Genomic DNA, 15,944 nt, shown 5'->3' with positions numbered 1-15,944 from the left:
GGCGCGGGCTCACGGGAGCCCGCGCCATCGGTGCTTCTGTGTTGCGCTGATCGGTCAGCTGGCGCGGCGCTACGAAAACAGCCCCAGGGCGTCGTCGACGGACCAGCTCTGCCAGCACACGGCAAACAGCGCGCCCACCGATATGAGCGCCATCATCAGGTTCTGACCCTGCTCCGCCCAGTCGTGGATCATGAGCACGAAGTAGATGAGGTTCAGCAGCAACCCGCCCACGAGCGCGATCGGCGTCAGGAAGCCGAAGATCAAGCCGAGGCCGAGGGCCAGTTCCGCGTAGGCGACGACGTACGCCATCAGTTTGGGGCGGGGCTTCACCACCAGGTCGAAGCCGTGCCGCACGAACGGCCAGCGGTGCCCCTCCGCGATTCCCGCGGCCCAGGTGATGCCCCCGCCGGCGAACCACGTCTTCTTGTCCTTGTGACGCCAGCTCTCCAGCCACCACAGGCCGAGACCGATCCGCAGGACCGCGAACCACTCCGCTCCGCTGAGCCAGATCGTCTCCACGGCATCTCCCTCCCTTGGGCCCACCTGATGGATCGTCAGTTGACCGTGAAGTCGGTCGGTCGCGCAAGGGTCCGGCTCACACTGCTCCTTGCCGCCTCACGAGTGACCCCCTAGCCTCAATCTGATGGATCGTCAGATTCGAGTCGGTTGAACCAGCAGGCAGCAGGGGGTAAACGACGTGGTCAACGGCGGCAAAGGCATCAGGGACGTCCCCAGGGTCATCAGCGTGGACGATCACGTGATCGAACCGGCCCACCTCTTCGAGACCTGGCTCCCCAGCAAGTACCGCGACAAGGGCCCGAAGCCCTTCACCGCCGGCATCGGGGACCTGGCGTACGTCGGCGGGAAGTACCGGTTCACCACGGACCCTGCGGGCCAGATCACCGACTGGTGGGAGTACGAGGGGCTGCTCTTCCCGTACAAGCGGATCATCGCTGCCGTCGGGTTCTCCCGGGACGAGATGACGCTCGACGGCATCACGCGGGAGGAGATGCGGCGGGGATGTTGGGATCCGAAGGCGCGGCTCGCCGACATGGACATGAACCATGTCGAGGCGAGCCTCTGCTTCCCGACCTTCCCGCGGTTCTGTGGGCAGACGTTCGCTGAGGCCAAGGACAAGGAGGTCGCGCTGGCTTGTGTGCGGGCGTACAACGACTGGATGGTCGAGGAGTGGTGCGGGGACAGTGGGGGGCGCCTGATCCCGCTCTGTCTCATCCCGCTGTGGGACATCGACCTCGCCGTCGCGGAGATCCGGCGTAACGCGGCACGCGGGGTGCGGGCGGTGACATTCTCCGAGATCCCCACCTATCTGGGGCTTCCCTCGATTCACTCCGGCTACTGGGACCCGTTCTTCGCGGTCTGCGAAGAGACGGGCACAGTCGTCAACATGCACATCGGCAGCAGCAGCCAGATGCCCGCCGCCTCCCCCGACGCCCCGCCCGCCGTGCAGGCCTCGCTCAGCTTCAACAACGCCATGGCGTCGATGATGGACTTCCTCTTCAGCGGCGTTCTCGTGAAGTTCCCGCGCCTGAAACTCGCGTACTCCGAGGGCCAGATGGGCTGGATCCCGTACGCCCTGGAGCGCGCCGACGACGTGTGGGAGGAGCACCGCGCCTGGGGCGGGGTCCGCGACCTCATCCCCGAACCTCCCTCCACGTACTACTACCGCCAGATCTTCTGCTGCTTCTTCCGCGACAAACACGGCATCGCCTCGATCAAGACAGTCGGAGTCGACAACGCCACCTTCGAGACCGACTACCCCCACGTCGACTCGACATGGCCGCACACGAAGTTGGTGGCAGAGGACCACGTCGCAGGACTCCCGGAGGAGGTGGCGTACAAGCTCCTGCGCGGGAACGCCATCCGCATGCTGGATCTTCCGTTTGATCGGGAGCGGAGGGTCGGGTCGCCCGCCTGATGCCTCGGGTATCGCCGCAGTCGGACGCTGGGGGCATGCACGCTCCCAGCGTTACGGTTCAGGTGAGACCTGCGGAGAGGTGGACGCATGAGCAATCCCGTGTCAGAGGCTTTGGTCACCATGGGGCGCGGCTACGTGCGCCACGCCCCCACGGCACTCGGCAAGGCTCCGCTCTCTGCGCACTACCTGAACCCACGCCTACGGGATCACCCCCGTCAGCGCGTGGTCCGCACCCGCTTCGGTGCGAGTTTCGCCGTCGACACGACGGACCTCATCCAGCGGTACTTGTACATGTACGGCATCTGGGAACCGCACATGACGCGGTGGTTGCAGCGACGGCTACGCCCCGGGGACACCTTCATAGACGTCGGCTCCAACATCGGTTACTACGGCGTGCTGGCCTCGCGTCTTGTCGGTGAGACGGGTCGCGTGGTGGCCATAGAGGCATCGCCCACCTTCCACCGCCGAGTGCTCCGACATGCCAAGCTCAACGGCTGCGGCAACATCCGTGCGGTCAACTCCGCGGTCTCCGACCGCAGCCAGATGCTGAAGTTCATCCTGGCCAGCTCGCGGAACATGGGCGCTACGAGCAGCGTCCCGTACGAGGGGCCGGCGGAGTCCACATTCGAGGTCGAGGCGCATCCTCTGCCCGAGATCCTCGCCCCGACGGAGATCGCCAACGCTCGCGTGATCAAGATCGACGTTGAGGGTGCGGAGGGATCCGTCGTCCGGGGCCTGGCCCCCATGCTCGGCAAGCTGCGGCCGGATGCGGAGATCACCGTCGAGGTGACCCCCCAACGCATGCAGCAGCTCGGCGACGACGTCACCGAGCTGCTTGCGACCATGCAGGAGCACGGGTTTCACACATACCGTCTCGCCAATGACTACGCCCCGGAGTCCTACCCGGCCGCGCTCAGTGGTCCCGCCTTAGCGCCGATTCGCTGGCGCGAAGCAGTCGCCTCGGAGAGTGACTTGGTGTTCTCCAGGGTCGACGCAGAGACTCTTCCCTGATCAGACGCCAGGTCCCAAATCAACTACGCTCTGGGGTGAGAATGACTTGTCCGGAGAGTCCTGCCTGTTGAGTGAAATGAGAGACACGACACTCAGAGGTCAGCGGCCTCGACATATTACCCCAAAAGCCCAATCTCAAGCAGTTCTACAGGAAGTCGATGCGAAGCGTAACTGAACCACCATCAACGAACCCCACGGGAGGCTCTTCGACGGCTTTAATCGTTGCCAGTGTCCATCTACCTTCGCCGGTCAGGATGCATAGGCTTTGACTCTTTTCGACGTACCGGAGATCGAGAGTCTCGCCCTTGCGTTCCGATCGAGTTGAGCACCTGGGAACATCGGATCCATCAATAACCCCCATTTCGACCGGCTTCGAGAATCTAAAGATACCAGAGAAGAAATAGAAGTCGGTATCGCGATCGACTTCACTAGCCTGCGCCCCCTCATCCACGTCCACATAATGGTTGTGGGAAATCTTAATTTGGTAGGCAGGGTTTTCCTTAGCACCCATTCCTCCAACTCCGCCGCCGTGGGACACCCCGCCAGCACTGCCACCCACAGATGCCCCGCCAGCGCTGCCGCTACCGCCAGTCGGCACGCCGCGAGGGCTGGCTTTTACCGACCCACCGCTGGACGATTCACCACCAATTGAACCGGACATCCCGCTCGTATTGCCCATATTGCCGTCACCGCACGCCGACCCCACGCAATCATATTTCTTGTTATGCGAGTTGTTGGTACAGCCACCAACTAGGGATAGCGCGACCACGCAGCAGGTGAGCCACGTTATGCCGAAAAAGCGAACTCTACTGGGCACGCTCATTTCGCGGTCTCCGGGCCCTGAATCTTATTATCTTTATTGTGGTCACCACAGACCGAGCTGTGGCAGTTATTATTATCCCGCCCGACATGATTGGGCGTCACCTTGAAGATGGCGATGACGGCGAGCGCCACAGCGCCGACAACGACAATTAGCTTTATCCAGATCTTTCGGCGATCCTTGCCGCTCATTCCAGTTTCAGACATGGGCGCCCCCTCGCTCCCGCAGCGACAGGTTCATCGTGACACGGATCACAATCCCTTGTCTTGTTCTCTGCATTCTCCTTGCAGCACAAAATCATCGAAGGCGCCTGGGTTGGCAAATGCGATCAGATAGGTTCCAGTTTCGGAGAAAACTATGAAGATTTCGAAGAACCGTCAGCCAGATGAGCGATCCAAATGTGGAATCACCTACCACGCCTCAATAAGAAGTGAACATTCGTGCGATCCATAGCTTCTGGCTGGCGCACTTCGATCACCCAGCCGCAGCCCATGACATCCCCAGGCGCCCTCGGGGCTCGCCCAGGGGCGCCTAGCGGTGGAGCGAGCTGAAGCACCTCCAGGGCGTTGCGAACTGTGGGCATGCTCGTCTTGTACTGCCCGGCCAGCTCAGCCTCCGAGGGCAGGCGTTCCCCCCGCCGTCAACTTGCCAAGCTCAATGCGCCCCCGCAGGTCATTACGATCTGCTGGTACCGGAAAGCCATCAGCGTCGTCACTTCCTCAGGGCTGGCCGCATAGCCGACAGCCCGGTAGCGGAGCTCATAGTCAGCGTCTCTCCCGTACGGAAGCGCAGCCGCCGTGCCCTGCTGGAGAGGTTGATCAGATCCATCAACTCGAAGGACTGGCCTCCGATCTGGATCACATCGCCACGCATGACGGTGGCGGACGTGACCACGACGGGCGACTCGGGCGTCGGCGACCGCATCATCGGAGCGCCCTCCCGCCGCGCTGCCCATCGGGCGAGGCCTTGTGGCAGGTGCACCGGCACCTCTCGTACAAGACGGGAACTCCCTGTGTCGACGCCACACGGTGCCCCTCGGTGCACTCGTTGTGGGTGCCGATCCTGCAGGCCACCGAGAGATAGGGAACGACCTGCTTTGCGCTCATCACTCGCCCTCCGCTGCACTGAACGGCTCATACGCGAGGACGTACGGACGCAGGATGGGCTCGTCGTCCACCCAGACCACTCCTTCGCGCGCCAGGGGCCTGCTGAGCGGGGACAACGTCCCCGTGTCCGGACGCCACGAGTTGGCGTCCGCGCAGTGAGCCGGCTCCGGTCGTCGACGGCGTCCCAGGGCCGGAACGACCCGTGCAGCGGCGCGGCGGATACGGTTGAACACGTTGATCAGCTCCCTATGGCTGATGTTCTTGTCGCTGGACGGCGTCGACCGTCGCGGGCTCGTCCCGGCGGAAGCAGGCCCATACCGCGCGGCCCCTCTCGCTGCTGTCGACGAACCCGAACCAGTCCCCCGCCTCCAGTGCGGCCAAAAGCTCTCGCCAGGACTCCTTGGGGAGCGAGTCCGGTACCCCCGCTTCGATGGATAAGTGGTCGGCAAGCTCTTCCACATGGGGTGTCAGTCCAGCGGCGGAGAGACGAGCGGCGGTCTCGGCGGCACGTTCTTCCGAAGAGGGCACAAGGCGTCCTCCGTCGACGAAATGACGGTGAGTGAAGCTAGTTAACTAGCTTAGAGCTAGTGGACTAGATTTTCCATATGCGTGAGCAGCCGCCGTACCTCCGCGTCGCCGAAATCCTCCGGCAGCGCATCGCGGACCAGGAGTGGACCCCGGGAGACAAGCTGCCTTCGCGTGGCCAGCTCGCTGAGGAGTGCCACGTGGGCGAGAACGTCATCCGGCGTGCTCAGGAGCTTCTGATCTCCCAAGGAGTACTCGAAGGACGCGCGGGGTCAGGGACTTACGTGGCTGAGCCGCGCCAGCGCGTGCGCATGGTTCGCTCCCAGTACCGCGAGCAGCGAGGCGGCTCACCCTTCGACGCGGACATGTCCGCACTCGGCAAGCGTGGCGCCTGGGAGAGCCGGAGCGACGCGAAGGTCCCAGCCCCGGCGGAGATCGCCGAACGCCTCGGTATCACCGAAGGCGCGCTGTGCGTGCGGACGACCTACGAGTTCCTGGCCGACGCCAAGCCCGTACAGCTGTCGACCAGTTGGGAGCCGTACGAGCTGACGGCCGGCACGTTGGTGGTGCTGCCCGAGGGTGGTCCGCACGCGGGCAAAGGCGTCGTCGACCGCATGGCGGAGATCGGCATCACCGTCAGCCACTCAGTGGAGCAGCCGGAGCCGCAGCTCGCGACGGCCGAAGAGGCCCAGCTCCTGGGCGTGCAGAAGGGTGCGCTGGTTACGCACATCCAGCGCACGTACTACAGCGATGACAACCGGCCCGTAGAGACGGCGGACATCATCGTGCCCGCCGCCCTCTGCGAGATCGTTTACGAAGTGCCGGTCAATCCGTAACGCGGATCAGTCCGTACCCCGGTCAGTCCGTCGCCGGGAAGTGCCACTGGAAGTACGACAGGGCCGTGGCCCTGGCCTCCACCACCGCCATGCGCGCATCGCGCTCGGTGGTGTCCGTGTGGGCCGCCTGGCTGGTCGACTGCCCTTCCCACTTGCGGTAGATGAGGCCGACCTCGCGCGTGAAGTACCCGCGGCTCACGGCGTCCAGCGCCAGCAGCAACCCCGTGTCCTCCGAGGCCGGAAGCGCCATCCAGCCGCCGAGCGCGACGAGAAGATCGCGGCGTACGAAGAGGGTCGCCGGGTGCACCTGCGCGCGGTAGCTGTGCTCCTGCCAGTGGCGCAGCACATCACCGCGCTCGATCGGCCCGCCCTCAGGGTCCTGGTCGAAGCCGAGGGTCGAACCGTCGGGCAGGAGATCGAGGACCCGGGACGTCGTCCAACCGATACTGCGGTCGGATTCGAGAACCGCCAAGTCGCGGGCCAGCGCGCCAGGAGCGAGCTGGTCGTCGGCGTCGAGGATCTTGACGTAGTCGCCGTCCGCGTCCGACAGCGCCATCGTCCGTGCCACACCGGGACCGCCCGCGCGTCCCTGCCGGAAGGTCACCCGCGGATCGTCCGGGACGTGCGGAGCGACTTCCTCGCTGCGCCCGTCCTCGCGAATGACCCAGTGCCACTCCCAGCCGTCCGGAAGCTCCTGGTCGCACAGCGACTTGTACGCCTCGGACAGGAACTTGGCGGACGGCGGGTGCACAGCAGTCACGACGATGATGCGCCGGGGCACGGCGTCACCACCTTTCCAGTGGAGTATTGAAGATCATTTCCGTGCGATCGCCGGGCACCGTGACGTACGAGATCTCCACAGGCCGGTCGTTGACGTCGTACGAGGTCTTCCGCAGCAGCACGACCGCCGTCCCGGGCGGGAGCTCAAGCTCCTCCGCCTCTTCCGGCGTCGGCGGGCGCGCGGTGACACGCTCCTCTATGCGTCCCAGCTCGATACCGATGGTGAAGAGCTGGTTCATGGTGCCGCCGGGCCACGGCTCCTTGGTCTCGTCCAGCAAGGCCGGGTTACCCGCGACGAGATCGTGAACGAGATACGACGTCACGAGGTTGAACGGAGCGGTTTCGGCGCTGTACCGGGTCCGGTAGGTGCGCTGGAGGAGAAGCGTTCCCTCTGGGATTCCGAAGGCTTCCGCCAACTCCCCGTCCGCCTTCGCCTCGCGGTACGACGCGTAGAAGACAAGGTCGTTGACCGTCAGACCCGTGTCGTGTTCCGTGGCGCCCGTCTGCAACCGCTTGGGCTCCGGTTCGCGCGCCCGGTCCTTCTCCCACTGGTGGCGGACGTTCGAGCGCAGCACCGTCGTGCGCGGGCGACGTACGAAGTTGCCTCGGCCGTGCTGCTTCTCGATCAGCCCTTCATCCCGCAGGAGACGCAGCGCCTCCCGGATCGTCGGCACGCTCTTCCCGAATCGCTCGGCGAGCTTTGCCTCCGTGGGCAGTTGGTCCCCCGGAGCCAGCCGACCCGCCCGGATGGACTCTCTGAGCTCATCCGCGATCCGCTCGTAGACCTTTGCCACCTTGCTCACCGTTCCCGTCGTACGACCTCGATCAGCATACGAGTCATCAAGAGGTCTTGACGAGTCGAGAGCCGTCCGCCACACTCCTGGAAACTCATAAAGAGGACTTGAGGACAAGACCTCTTGAGGAGTAACCGCCGGAGGACCCTGTGAAACGGGCCCAAAGGAAGCGGCCACCTCGGCCAGGGCGGTGGTCGACGGGGCAAGGAAGCCCACCGATCCGGCTCTCCCATCCCAGTCAGCAAGCAGGAGAGACCGCACGGGCGCAGCCGGTTTCATCAACTGACCGTGAACGAGGGAGACATCACATGTACGAGCTGAATTCGGCCAAGTCCGAGCGCCCCACCCTGATGGCGGTCGGTGACCTCCGCGACGCCGTCTCCGCGCTGGAGCGCGGTGAGGTGTCGATCGCCGTCGCCGCCCTGATGGCCATCGACAGCGACTCCTGGGACGCGATGGAGCGCCGGGTCGCCGCGGTCGGCGGCGACCTCCGGGGCCTGCTCGTGGCGGCGGGCGGCGCGAACGCCACGTTACTGACGACCCGCTAGCGCCCCTGCTCCGCCGACTCTGCGAGCCCCACGGGCCAGCCCCATGGAGAACGGAGGGCACCCGATGCCCGACACCACGTACGCGTGGTTCCACAGCCTGTCGGACAGCGTGTTCGCCCTCGGTGCCGCAGCCCGCCAACATCGGGCCCACCTGCACGAGAACACCTGCCTCGCCTACGCGTACGGCGCGGCCGAGAGCGTACGTCTCGTATCGCAGGGCGAACGCCCCCGCCACATCGAGCTCCGCCGCCACGATGGCCTGTACGTCCTGCCGCCCACGAGCCTGCTGCCGGACCTCGGTCGAGCACTGGCGGGGTGGCCGGGCAGCAAGCGGCTGTCCCAGCTCCGCGCAGAGGTCATGAGGCACGAGTTCGCCGCTTCCATGGCCACCGCGGAGCCGTCGGACGACGATCCAGACGATCCAACGGACCACGAAGCCTCCGAGGTGTTCCCCGCCTCCGAGTTCACCGCCAGCCTGGCGGACAGCGCGTACGCATACGGCGAGGTCGCGGAGAGCGCCCTCAACTACTTGCTCCTCGCCGCCCGAGCGAACCACTTCCCCGAGGAGGACACCCCATGACCAACGACCCGAACGGCCCCGACACCGCGTACGCGAACGCTCCCGAAGTGGGGGCCGAGGTCGCGTGGATCGCCCAGCGGGCCACCAGCCGGCCGATCAGCCCGGAGGCGGACCGCGAGTTCCGGCTCCGCAAGGCCGCCGCCCTGGACCGCATCGCGCTCCACGACACCGCCACCACAACGCCCTTAGTCGCCACCGAGGCCATCACCACGGCGGTCCAGGCGGCCGAGAACCTGGCCACATACGACGCCGAGCACGGTTCGCTCACCTTCAGGGGAGCGGAGCTGGCCGGTGACGACGACTTCCGCGCGTACGTCCGCGAGGAGTACCTCGCCTGGCGCCACGCACAGGCCTCCTGAGCTTGGCCCGGGGCAGTGGTCGACGGGTGGTACCAGAAAAAGCAAAAGCCCCAGGTCACGGCGAGTGAGTCCTGGGGCTTCTACAGAGCCGCCTTCGGGATTCGAACCCGAGACCTACGCATTACGAGTGCGTTGCTCTGGCCAACTGAGCTAAGGCGGCACGCCGTCCGCACCATGGTGCGATCAGCAACGCGGCCAAGTCTACACAGTTTCCAGGGGTGCTCCCGACCACCCCTGTTCGAGGGACTTCCGCAGCTCAGGTGCACTTCTTGTCCTCGGGCGGGGCCGTGCCCTCCAGGAGGTACGTGTTGATCGCGGTGTCGATGCAGTCGCTGCCCCGGCCGTACGCCGTGTGGCCGTCGCCCTCGTATGTGAGGAGCCTGCCGGAGGTCAGCTGGGAGGCCAGGGACTTCGCCCACTTGTAGGGGGTGGCCGGGTCGCGGGTGGTGCCGACCACGACGATCGGGGCCGCGCCCTTCGCCTCGATGCGGTGCGGGGTGCCGGTGGCCCTGATCGGCCAGTACGCGCAGTTCAGGGCCGCCCAGGCGAAGCCCTGGCCGAAGACCGGGGAGGCCTTCTCGAAGGAGGGGAGCGCGGCGTCGACCGCGTCGGGGCCGGAGAAGGAGGGGGGCAGGTCGAGGCAGTTCACGGCCGTGTTCGCGTACATCAGGTTGGCGTACTTCCCCTCCGAGTCCCGCTCGTAGTACGAGTCGGCGAGGGTCAGCAGGCCCGCGCCGTCGCCGTGCATCGCGCGCGTGAGGCCGGTGCGCAGCTCGGGCCAGGTCGTCTCGTCGTACATCGCGGCGATCACGCCCGTCGTGGCGAGCGCCTCGCCGAGCTTGCGGGACTCGCCGGTCTCGACCGGCTTCGCGTCGAGGTCGGCGAAGAACTTCTTGAGCCGCGTCGACGCGTCCGCCACCGACGTCGTACCCAGCGGGCAGTCCTTGTTCCGTACGCAGTCCGCCGCGAACGACTGGAACGCCGTCTCGAAGCCCGCCGTCTGGTCGCGGTTCATCTCCAGGGCCGGCAGGGACGGGTCCAGCGCGCCGTCGAGGACCAGGCGCCCGGTGCGGTCCGGGAACAGCTCGGCGTAGGTCGCGCCCAGGAACGTGCCGTAGGAGGCGCCCACGTAGTGCAGCTTCTCGTCGCCGAGCAGCTGCCGCAGGATGTCCATGTCACGGGCCGCCTCGACCGTGGAGACATGCGGCAGCACCTTCCCGGAGCGCGTCTCGCAGCCCTTCGCGAAGTTCTTGAACGAGGTCGCGAGCGCCCCCTTCTCGGCGTCGTCGTCGGGGGTCTGGTCGACCTGGGTGTACGCGTCCATCTCCTGGCTCGTCAGGCATTCGACGGGCTCGCTGCGGGCCACCCCGCGCGGGTCGACGGCCACCATGTCGTACCGCGCCCGGACCGGGGCGGGGTAGCCGAGGCCCGCGTACTGCTGGAGGTAGCCGACCGCCGTGCCGCCCGGGCCGCCCGGGTTGACCAGGAGCGACCCGATCCGCTTGCCCGGGCCGGTGGCCTTCTTGCGGGCGACCGCCAGCTTGACGGAGGTGCCGGCCGGCTCGGCGTAGTCCAGCGGCGCCTTCATGGTGGAGCACTCGAAGCCCGGTACGCCGCACGCCCGCCAGGTCAGCTTCTGCTGGTAGTACGTGCGCAGGGCGGCCGACGTCTGGGCGCCCGCCGCCGATGTGGTGGACGCCGTCGCGGTGGTGGACGAGCTGCCCGACGAGCATCCGGAGGCGAGCAGCCCGGCGGTCGCGACGGCGAGGGCGGAGGAACGGAGCAGGCGCCTGGAGTCCATCCCCGGAGCGTAACCGGGGAGTGACGGCATGTGCCCTGTTGGTTGCCGGACGACGGCTCGTACGAGTGAGCCGGTCAACCGGGCGACCGGGGGATCGAGGGACGGTCGGGGGGACGAGCGGGGGGACGGTCGGGGGACGAGCGGGTGCGAGATCGTCCCGGGCGCCTTGTCCGCTATCCCGCCCGCAGCGCCAGCGTCATCGCCTCCACCGCCAGCAGCGGCGCCACATTGCGGTCCAGTGCCTCGCGGCAGGCAAGGACCGCCTCTATGCGGCGCAGGGTGCCCTCGGGCGCGGAGCCGCGCGCGATGCGGTCCACCGCGTCCCGTACCTCCTCGTTCGCCAGCGCGATGCGGGAGCCGAGCTGGAGCGCCAGGACGTCGCGGTAGAAGCCGGTGAGGTCGGTGAGGGCGAGGTCCAGGCTGTCCCGCTGCGTACGCGTCTTGCGGCGCTTCTGGCGGTCCTCCAGGTCCTTCATCGCCCCGGCGGTGCCGCGCGGCATACGGCCGCCGGCCTGGCCGCCGAGAGCCGCCTTCAGGTCCTCGGTCTCCTTGACGTCGACCTCTTCCGCGAGCTGCTTGGCGTCCTCGGCGGCCGTGTCGACCAGCTCCTGGGCGGCCTTGAGGCAGCCGCCCACGTCCTCGACCCGAAGCGGCACCTTCAGCACGGCGGCGCGGCGGGCGCGCGCGCGGTCGTCGGTGGCGAGGCGGCGGGCCCGGCCGATGTGGCCCTGGGTGGCGCGGGCGGCGGCGAGAGCGGTCTCCGGCGGGATGCCGTCACGGCGGGTCAGCACATCGGCGACGGCCTCGACCGGCGGCGTCCGCAGCGTCAGATGGCGGCAGCGCGAACGGATGGTCGGCAGCACGTCCTCCAGCGACGGCGCGCACAGCAGCCACACCGTGCGCGGGGCGGGCTCCTCCACGGCCTTCAGGAGCACATTGCCCGCGCCCTCGGTGAGCCGGTCGGCGTCCTCCAGGACGATCACCTGCCAGCGGCCGACGGCGGGCGACAGCTGGGCGCGCCGGACGAGGTCGCGGGTCTCCTTGACGCCGATGGAGAGCAGGTCGGTGCGGACGATCTGCACGTCCGCGTGCGTGCCGACGAGCGCGGTGTGGCAGCCGTCGCAGAACCCGCAGCCGGGCTGACCGCCCAGGGCCCGGTCCGGGCTGACGCACTGGAGCGCGGCGGCGAACGCGCGCGCGGCCGTGGACCGGCCCGAGCCGGGCGGCCCGGTGAACAGCCACGCGTGCGTCATCTTCGACGCGTCCGGGACGGGCTCACCGGCCGATACCGCGGTCACCTGCGTGTCGGCGTCGCGCGCGGCAGCGGCCAACTGCTCCTGCACCCGGTCCTGGCCGACCAGGTCGTCCCACACCGTCATGGGTCACCGCCTCCGCGCTCTGTTCCGCCCCGTACGTCCCCGCTACGACCCCATTGTGAGGGAGGGGTCGGACAATCCCGTCCGGCGCGGCTTTCCCGCAGGTCAGCGGCGGCGGCCCCGGCGGTCGTCATCGTCGTCGGCGTGCGGCCCGAGCAGCTCGTCGGCGAGCGAGGGCAGATCGTCCAGCGGGGTCTCCTCGGCCCAGTCGGAACGCCGCCTGGGCCGACGGCCCCGCTTCGTCTCCGCTCCGGCCCCGGGCTCCGCGCCCAGCTGTTCGGGGTCGACCTGCGGCAGCTCCCGCGTCCGCTCGTTCGCCCGCTCGGGCTGCTCCTGCTCGTCCCGGAAGATCCCCGGCGGGAACCGCTCCGCGTCCCGCACCGGCAGATGCGCCGCGCTCTCCCCGGCCCCGTCGCGCACGGGCGGCAGGACCGTCGTCTCGTCGGCGTCCCGCGCCCCCTCCCGTACGGAAGGCAGCACGGTCGTCTCGTCCGCGTCCCTTACGGGCGGCAGCACCGTCGTCTCGGCGGCCTCGGCCGGGACCTGCGGCAGGACCGTGGTCTCGGCGGCGTCCCGAGCGGCCCGACCCGACCCGGCCCGGCCGGGGGCGTCCTTGCCCGGCGCCGGGACTTCCTGGGTGATCTCGTTGGGGCTCACCTCGGGGTGCGCGTCCGGGTTCACGACGGGCGTGGGCACCGTCACCTCGGAGGCCGACTCCGCCTGGGGCTTCCGCCTCGCGCGCGTGGCCGAAGCATCGTCCGCGCTCTTGGCGGGAGCGGAGGGAGAAGCCGTCGCGGGGACCGAGGGAGAAGGCGTGGCGGTCGGAGCGGAGGCCGCCGCGGTCGCCGCAGCCGAAGCAGCCGCGCTCGCCGCCTCGGCGAGACGCCGGGCCTCCTCCGCCCGCCGCAGCGCCTCCTCGGCCTTGCGCTGCTTCTCCAGACGGCGCTCCTCGGCCTCGGCGCGCAGCCGGGCCTGCTCCTCCGCCTGCTTGCGCAGCCGTTCCTGCTCGGCCGCGGCGGCCTTGGCCTCCGCCTCGCGCCGGACGCGCTCCTCCTCGGCGAGACGCCTGGCCTCCTCGGCCCGCAGCCGGGCCTCCTCAGCCTGGCGCTCCTCCTCGCGGCGGCGCGCCTCCTCCAGCTCGCGCCGCTTGCGCTCCTCCTCCTCGACACGCAGCTTGGCGAGCTGCGCCTGGCGCTCGCGCTCCAGGCGCTCCTCCTCGGCCTTGCGCGCGGCCTCTTCCTCCGCCTTGCGCCGGGCCTCCTCCTCGGCCGCCCTGCGCGCCTCCTCCTGGGCCTTCACCTCGGCCTCGGAGAGCGGCAGCACCTGGTCGAGCCGGTGGCGTACGACGGTGGTGACCGCCTCGGGCTCCTGGCCCGCGTCCACCACCAGGTAGCGGGACGGGTCGGCGGCCGCCAGGGTGAGGAACCCGGCCCTCACGCGCGCGTGGAACTCGGGCGGCTCCGATTCGAGCCGGTCCGGCGCCTCCGTGAACCGCTCGCGAGCGGTCTCGGGCGACACATCGAGCAGCACGGTCAGATGCGGTACGAGACCACCGGTCGCCCAGCGGTTGATCCTGGCGATCTCGGTCGGCGACAGATCGCGCCCGGCGCCCTGATAGGCGACCGACGAGTCGATGTAGCGGTCCGAGATGACGATCGCGCCGCGCTCCAGGGCGGGGCGCACCAGCGAGTCGATGTGCTCGGCGCGGTCCGCCGCGTACAGCAGGGCCTCCGCGCGGTTGGAGAGCCCGGCGCTGGAGACGTCGAGCAGGATCGAGCGCAGCCGCTTGCCCATCGGGGTGGCGCCCGGCTCACGGGTCACCACGACCTCGTGGCCCTTGGCCCTGATCCACTCGGCCAGCGCCTGCGCCTGCGTGGACTTGCCCGCGCCGTCGCCGCCCTCAAGGGCGATGAAGAAGCCGGTCGGGGCCGGGGCCTGCACCGGGTCGGCGCCGCGCACCGCGTCCCGCAGATCGCGCCGCAGCGGCACGCCCTGCCGGTCGTCGGTCTTGGCCAGGACGACCGCGGCGACCGGCAGCAGCAGCGCGCCGACGAGCATCAGCGTGAAGCCGGCGCCGCCGTGCGCGAAGACGAGTCCGTCGCCGGCCAGGCGGTGCGGGCCGATGGCGGCGGCGACCAGCGGGGCGAGGATCGCGCCGAGGCCGATCGCGACCCGTACGACCGCCTGGAGGTGGTCGGTGGTGCGGGCCCGGCGGTACTCCTCGGTCTCCTGGTCGATCAGCGTGTGCCCGCTGTTGGCCGCCACACCTGCGGCGACGCCCGCGAGCAGCGCGATGAACAGGACCGTCGCCGTGTCCGAGACCAGCCCCATCGCGAGCAGCGCGACCCCGGTGACCGCGATGGCCAGCGAGAGCAGCCGCCGCCGCGAGAGGACGGGGAGCACCTTCGGCGCGGTACGGATACCGACGCCCGCGCCGCCGATCAGAGCGAGCACCAGCAGCGCGTACGAGGCGGGCCCGCCTCCGAGGTCCGCCGCGTGCAGCACGGCCACGGCCACCGCCGACGCGAGGGCGCCCGCGACCGCCCCGCAGGCCGGCACGAGCAGCGGAATCGCGCCCGTACGCCCCTTGTCGGGACCGGCGCCGGTCGAGGGCCTGCGCAGCCCCTCCAGCGGCGAGCGGGCACGCGGAGTCTGGGAGTCCGGAAGTTCGAGCATCGCCAGGACGGAGACGGACGCGGCGAACAGACCCGCCGCCACGTACGAGCCGAGCGCCGCCTGGTGCAGCGAGAACCAGTCGATGCCCTTACCGAGGCCCTTGCTGACGAGCGCGGCCACGAGCAGGGCGGCGGCGGCCGTCGGCACGGACGCGAACGTCGTACGCAGCGACAGGCGCCGCAGCGCGTCCAGATGGTCCGGCAGCGGGCGCACGGCGGCGCCCTCCAGCGGGGGCGCGGGCAGCAGTGCGGGCGCCGCGCTCTCCTTGCACACCGTCCAGAACCGCTCGGCGACACCGGCCGCGAAGGCGGTGGCCAGCAGGAAGACCAGCGCGTTGTCGGGGGTCCAGTCGATCCACAGCGGCGCGACGATCAGCAGCGCGGCGCGTACGCCGTCCGCCCCGATCATGGTCCAGCGCCGGTCGAGCGGACCGCTGGGCGCGGTCAGCGCGGACACGGGTCCGAGCAGCACCGCCCCGAACAGGAACGTCGCGAGGACCCGGGCGCCGAGCACAGCGGCCACGGCGAAGGCCGCGCCCCGGTAGCCCCCGCCGAGGGCGTCCTCGGAGACCGCCGCCTGCAGGGCGAGCAGCAGCAGGACGAGTACGGCCAGGGCGTCGCCGATCCCGCCGACGAACTGCGCGCTCCACAGCCGCCTCAGCGGCGGGATGCGCAACAGGGCCCGTACGGCACGCTCGCGTGAGTCTGCGGCTAGGGCGTCGGAGACGGGGCTCACGACCGTGGGGGTCGCCCCTGCGCCTTCGGAGCTCTGGGGATGCTCGGCTCGCGTCATCCGC

The 15,944-nt window shown here is 69.0% G+C and carries 17 protein-coding genes and 1 tRNA gene; 6 read left to right on the top strand and 12 right to left on the bottom strand.

Features of this window, described 5'->3' with window-relative positions; genetic code table 11:
* Positions 1 to 69 precede the first annotated feature (69 nt).
* A complete protein-coding gene (locus OG965_RS22900; protein WP_371653942.1) occupies positions 70 to 519 on the bottom strand; it encodes a DoxX family membrane protein in 450 nt (149 codons plus the stop codon).
* A 178-nt stretch (positions 520 to 697) separates the two neighbouring features.
* Here OG965_RS22900 and OG965_RS22895 point away from each other — a divergent pair, with 178 nt between their 5' ends.
* Both OG965_RS22895 and OG965_RS22890 read left to right on the top strand, forming a co-directional pair.
* Entirely contained in the window at positions 698 to 1,936 is a 1,239-nt protein-coding gene (locus tag OG965_RS22895) for an amidohydrolase family protein (RefSeq protein ID WP_371653941.1), read from the top strand.
* An 87-nt stretch (positions 1,937 to 2,023) separates the two neighbouring features.
* On the top strand, positions 2,024 to 2,947 hold the full coding sequence (locus tag OG965_RS22890; protein WP_371653940.1) for an FkbM family methyltransferase: 924 nt from the start codon (positions 2,024 to 2,026) through the stop codon (positions 2,945 to 2,947).
* 145 nt (positions 2,948 to 3,092) lie between these two features.
* Here the strand turns inward: OG965_RS22890 and OG965_RS22885 are convergent, their stop codons facing one another.
* From OG965_RS22885 to OG965_RS22865, 5 genes are all read right to left on the bottom strand, one after another.
* The gene (locus OG965_RS22885; protein WP_371653939.1) at positions 3,093 to 3,770 is read right to left on the bottom strand and encodes a hypothetical protein; all 678 of its coding nucleotides are present in this window, start codon (positions 3,768 to 3,770) and stop codon (positions 3,093 to 3,095) included.
* Positions 3,767 to 3,973: a hypothetical protein gene (locus OG965_RS22880; RefSeq protein WP_371653938.1), complete on the bottom strand. Its 207-nt coding sequence runs from the start codon at positions 3,971 to 3,973 to the stop codon at positions 3,767 to 3,769. Before OG965_RS22880 ends, OG965_RS22885 begins: the two co-directional genes overlap by 4 nt.
* Positions 3,974 to 4,173: 200 nt before the next feature.
* Positions 4,174 to 4,392: a hypothetical protein gene (locus OG965_RS22875; protein ID WP_371657028.1), complete on the bottom strand. Its 219-nt coding sequence runs from the start codon at positions 4,390 to 4,392 to the stop codon at positions 4,174 to 4,176.
* 86 nt (positions 4,393 to 4,478) lie between these two features.
* Positions 4,479 to 4,694, bottom strand: coding sequence for a hypothetical protein (locus OG965_RS22870; protein ID WP_371653937.1), 216 nt, complete (start codon positions 4,692 to 4,694; stop codon positions 4,479 to 4,481).
* Between the two features lie 425 nt (positions 4,695 to 5,119).
* Positions 5,120 to 5,401, bottom strand: coding sequence for a hypothetical protein (locus OG965_RS22865; protein WP_371653936.1), 282 nt, complete (start codon positions 5,399 to 5,401; stop codon positions 5,120 to 5,122).
* A gap of 77 nt (positions 5,402 to 5,478) precedes the next feature.
* On the opposite strand from OG965_RS22865, the gene OG965_RS22860 reads away from it, so the two are divergent.
* Complete coding sequence (locus tag OG965_RS22860; protein WP_371653935.1) at positions 5,479 to 6,234, top strand: GntR family transcriptional regulator; 756 nt, start codon at positions 5,479 to 5,481, stop codon at positions 6,232 to 6,234.
* A 22-nt stretch (positions 6,235 to 6,256) separates the two neighbouring features.
* Here OG965_RS22860 and OG965_RS22855 read toward each other — a convergent pair whose 3' ends face one another.
* Both OG965_RS22855 and OG965_RS22850 read right to left on the bottom strand, forming a co-directional pair.
* Positions 6,257 to 7,015, bottom strand: coding sequence for a glycosyltransferase family 2 protein (locus tag OG965_RS22855; RefSeq protein WP_371653934.1), 759 nt, complete (start codon positions 7,013 to 7,015; stop codon positions 6,257 to 6,259).
* 4 nt (positions 7,016 to 7,019) lie between these two features.
* The gene (locus OG965_RS22850; protein WP_371657027.1) at positions 7,020 to 7,808 is read right to left on the bottom strand and encodes a GntR family transcriptional regulator; all 789 of its coding nucleotides are present in this window, start codon (positions 7,806 to 7,808) and stop codon (positions 7,020 to 7,022) included.
* Between the two features lie 308 nt (positions 7,809 to 8,116).
* Here OG965_RS22850 and OG965_RS22845 point away from each other — a divergent pair, with 308 nt between their 5' ends.
* The 3 genes from OG965_RS22845 to OG965_RS22835 all read left to right on the top strand — a co-directional run bounded on the left by OG965_RS22845 (position 8,117) and on the right by OG965_RS22835 (position 9,295).
* Positions 8,117 to 8,356 (top strand): hypothetical protein, encoded by a 240-nt coding sequence (locus tag OG965_RS22845; protein WP_371653933.1) that lies wholly within the window; start codon positions 8,117 to 8,119, stop codon positions 8,354 to 8,356.
* Positions 8,357 to 8,420: 64 nt separating this feature from the next.
* Positions 8,421 to 8,936 (top strand): hypothetical protein, encoded by a 516-nt coding sequence (locus OG965_RS22840; protein ID WP_371653932.1) that lies wholly within the window; start codon positions 8,421 to 8,423, stop codon positions 8,934 to 8,936.
* Complete coding sequence (locus tag OG965_RS22835; protein WP_371653931.1) at positions 8,933 to 9,295, top strand: hypothetical protein; 363 nt, start codon at positions 8,933 to 8,935, stop codon at positions 9,293 to 9,295. Before OG965_RS22840 ends, OG965_RS22835 begins: the two co-directional genes overlap by 4 nt.
* Before the next feature lie 86 nt (positions 9,296 to 9,381).
* Here the strand turns inward: OG965_RS22835 and OG965_RS22830 are convergent.
* The 4 genes from OG965_RS22830 to tmk form a co-directional block, all read right to left on the bottom strand.
* Positions 9,382 to 9,455, bottom strand: a tRNA-Thr gene (locus OG965_RS22830).
* Between the two features lie 96 nt (positions 9,456 to 9,551).
* Positions 9,552 to 11,096 carry an alpha/beta hydrolase gene (locus tag OG965_RS22825; RefSeq protein ID WP_371653930.1) on the bottom strand — a complete coding sequence of 515 codons (1,545 nt, stop codon included), beginning with the start codon at positions 11,094 to 11,096 and terminating at the stop codon, positions 9,552 to 9,554.
* Positions 11,097 to 11,269: 173 nt separating this feature from the next.
* The gene (locus tag OG965_RS22820; protein WP_371653929.1) at positions 11,270 to 12,475 is read right to left on the bottom strand and encodes a DNA polymerase III subunit delta'; all 1,206 of its coding nucleotides are present in this window, start codon (positions 12,473 to 12,475) and stop codon (positions 11,270 to 11,272) included.
* Positions 12,476 to 12,577: 102 nt separating this feature from the next.
* Complete coding sequence (gene tmk / locus OG965_RS22815) at positions 12,578 to 15,940, bottom strand: dTMP kinase (RefSeq protein WP_371653928.1); 3,363 nt, start codon at positions 15,938 to 15,940, stop codon at positions 12,578 to 12,580.
* Positions 15,941 to 15,944 lie beyond the last annotated feature (4 nt).

Origin of the sequence: Streptomyces sp. NBC_00224 (genome assembly GCF_041435195.1) — a bacterium.
In the GTDB taxonomy this organism is placed as follows: domain Bacteria; phylum Actinomycetota; class Actinomycetes; order Streptomycetales; family Streptomycetaceae; genus Streptomyces.
This window is presented reverse-complemented; position numbering and strand designations above follow the sequence as displayed.

What these genes read in the sequence shown, in the direction of transcription:
- OG965_RS22840 (WP_371653932.1), top strand. Translation starts at nt 8,421, where the DNA reads ATGCCCGACACCACGTACGCGTGGTTCCACAGCCTGTCGGACAGCGTG.
- tmk (WP_371653928.1), bottom strand. Translation starts at nt 15,940, where the DNA reads ATGACGCGAGCCGAGCATCCCCAGAGCTCCGAAGGCGCAGGGGCGACC.
- OG965_RS22845 (WP_371653933.1), top strand. Translation starts at nt 8,117, where the DNA reads ATGTACGAGCTGAATTCGGCCAAGTCCGAGCGCCCCACCCTGATGGCG.
- OG965_RS22835 (WP_371653931.1), top strand. Translation starts at nt 8,933, where the DNA reads ATGACCAACGACCCGAACGGCCCCGACACCGCGTACGCGAACGCTCCC.
- OG965_RS22880 (WP_371653938.1), bottom strand. Translation starts at nt 3,973, where the DNA reads ATGTCTGAAACTGGAATGAGCGGCAAGGATCGCCGAAAGATCTGGATA.
- OG965_RS22860 (WP_371653935.1), top strand. Translation starts at nt 5,479, where the DNA reads ATGCGTGAGCAGCCGCCGTACCTCCGCGTCGCCGAAATCCTCCGGCAG.
- OG965_RS22890 (WP_371653940.1), top strand. Translation starts at nt 2,024, where the DNA reads ATGAGCAATCCCGTGTCAGAGGCTTTGGTCACCATGGGGCGCGGCTAC.
- OG965_RS22820 (WP_371653929.1), bottom strand. Translation starts at nt 12,475, where the DNA reads ATGACGGTGTGGGACGACCTGGTCGGCCAGGACCGGGTGCAGGAGCAG.
- OG965_RS22825 (WP_371653930.1), bottom strand. Translation starts at nt 11,096, where the DNA reads ATGGACTCCAGGCGCCTGCTCCGTTCCTCCGCCCTCGCCGTCGCGACC.
- OG965_RS22870 (WP_371653937.1), bottom strand. Translation starts at nt 4,694, where the DNA reads ATGATGCGGTCGCCGACGCCCGAGTCGCCCGTCGTGGTCACGTCCGCC.
- OG965_RS22885 (WP_371653939.1), bottom strand. Translation starts at nt 3,770, where the DNA reads ATGAGCGTGCCCAGTAGAGTTCGCTTTTTCGGCATAACGTGGCTCACC.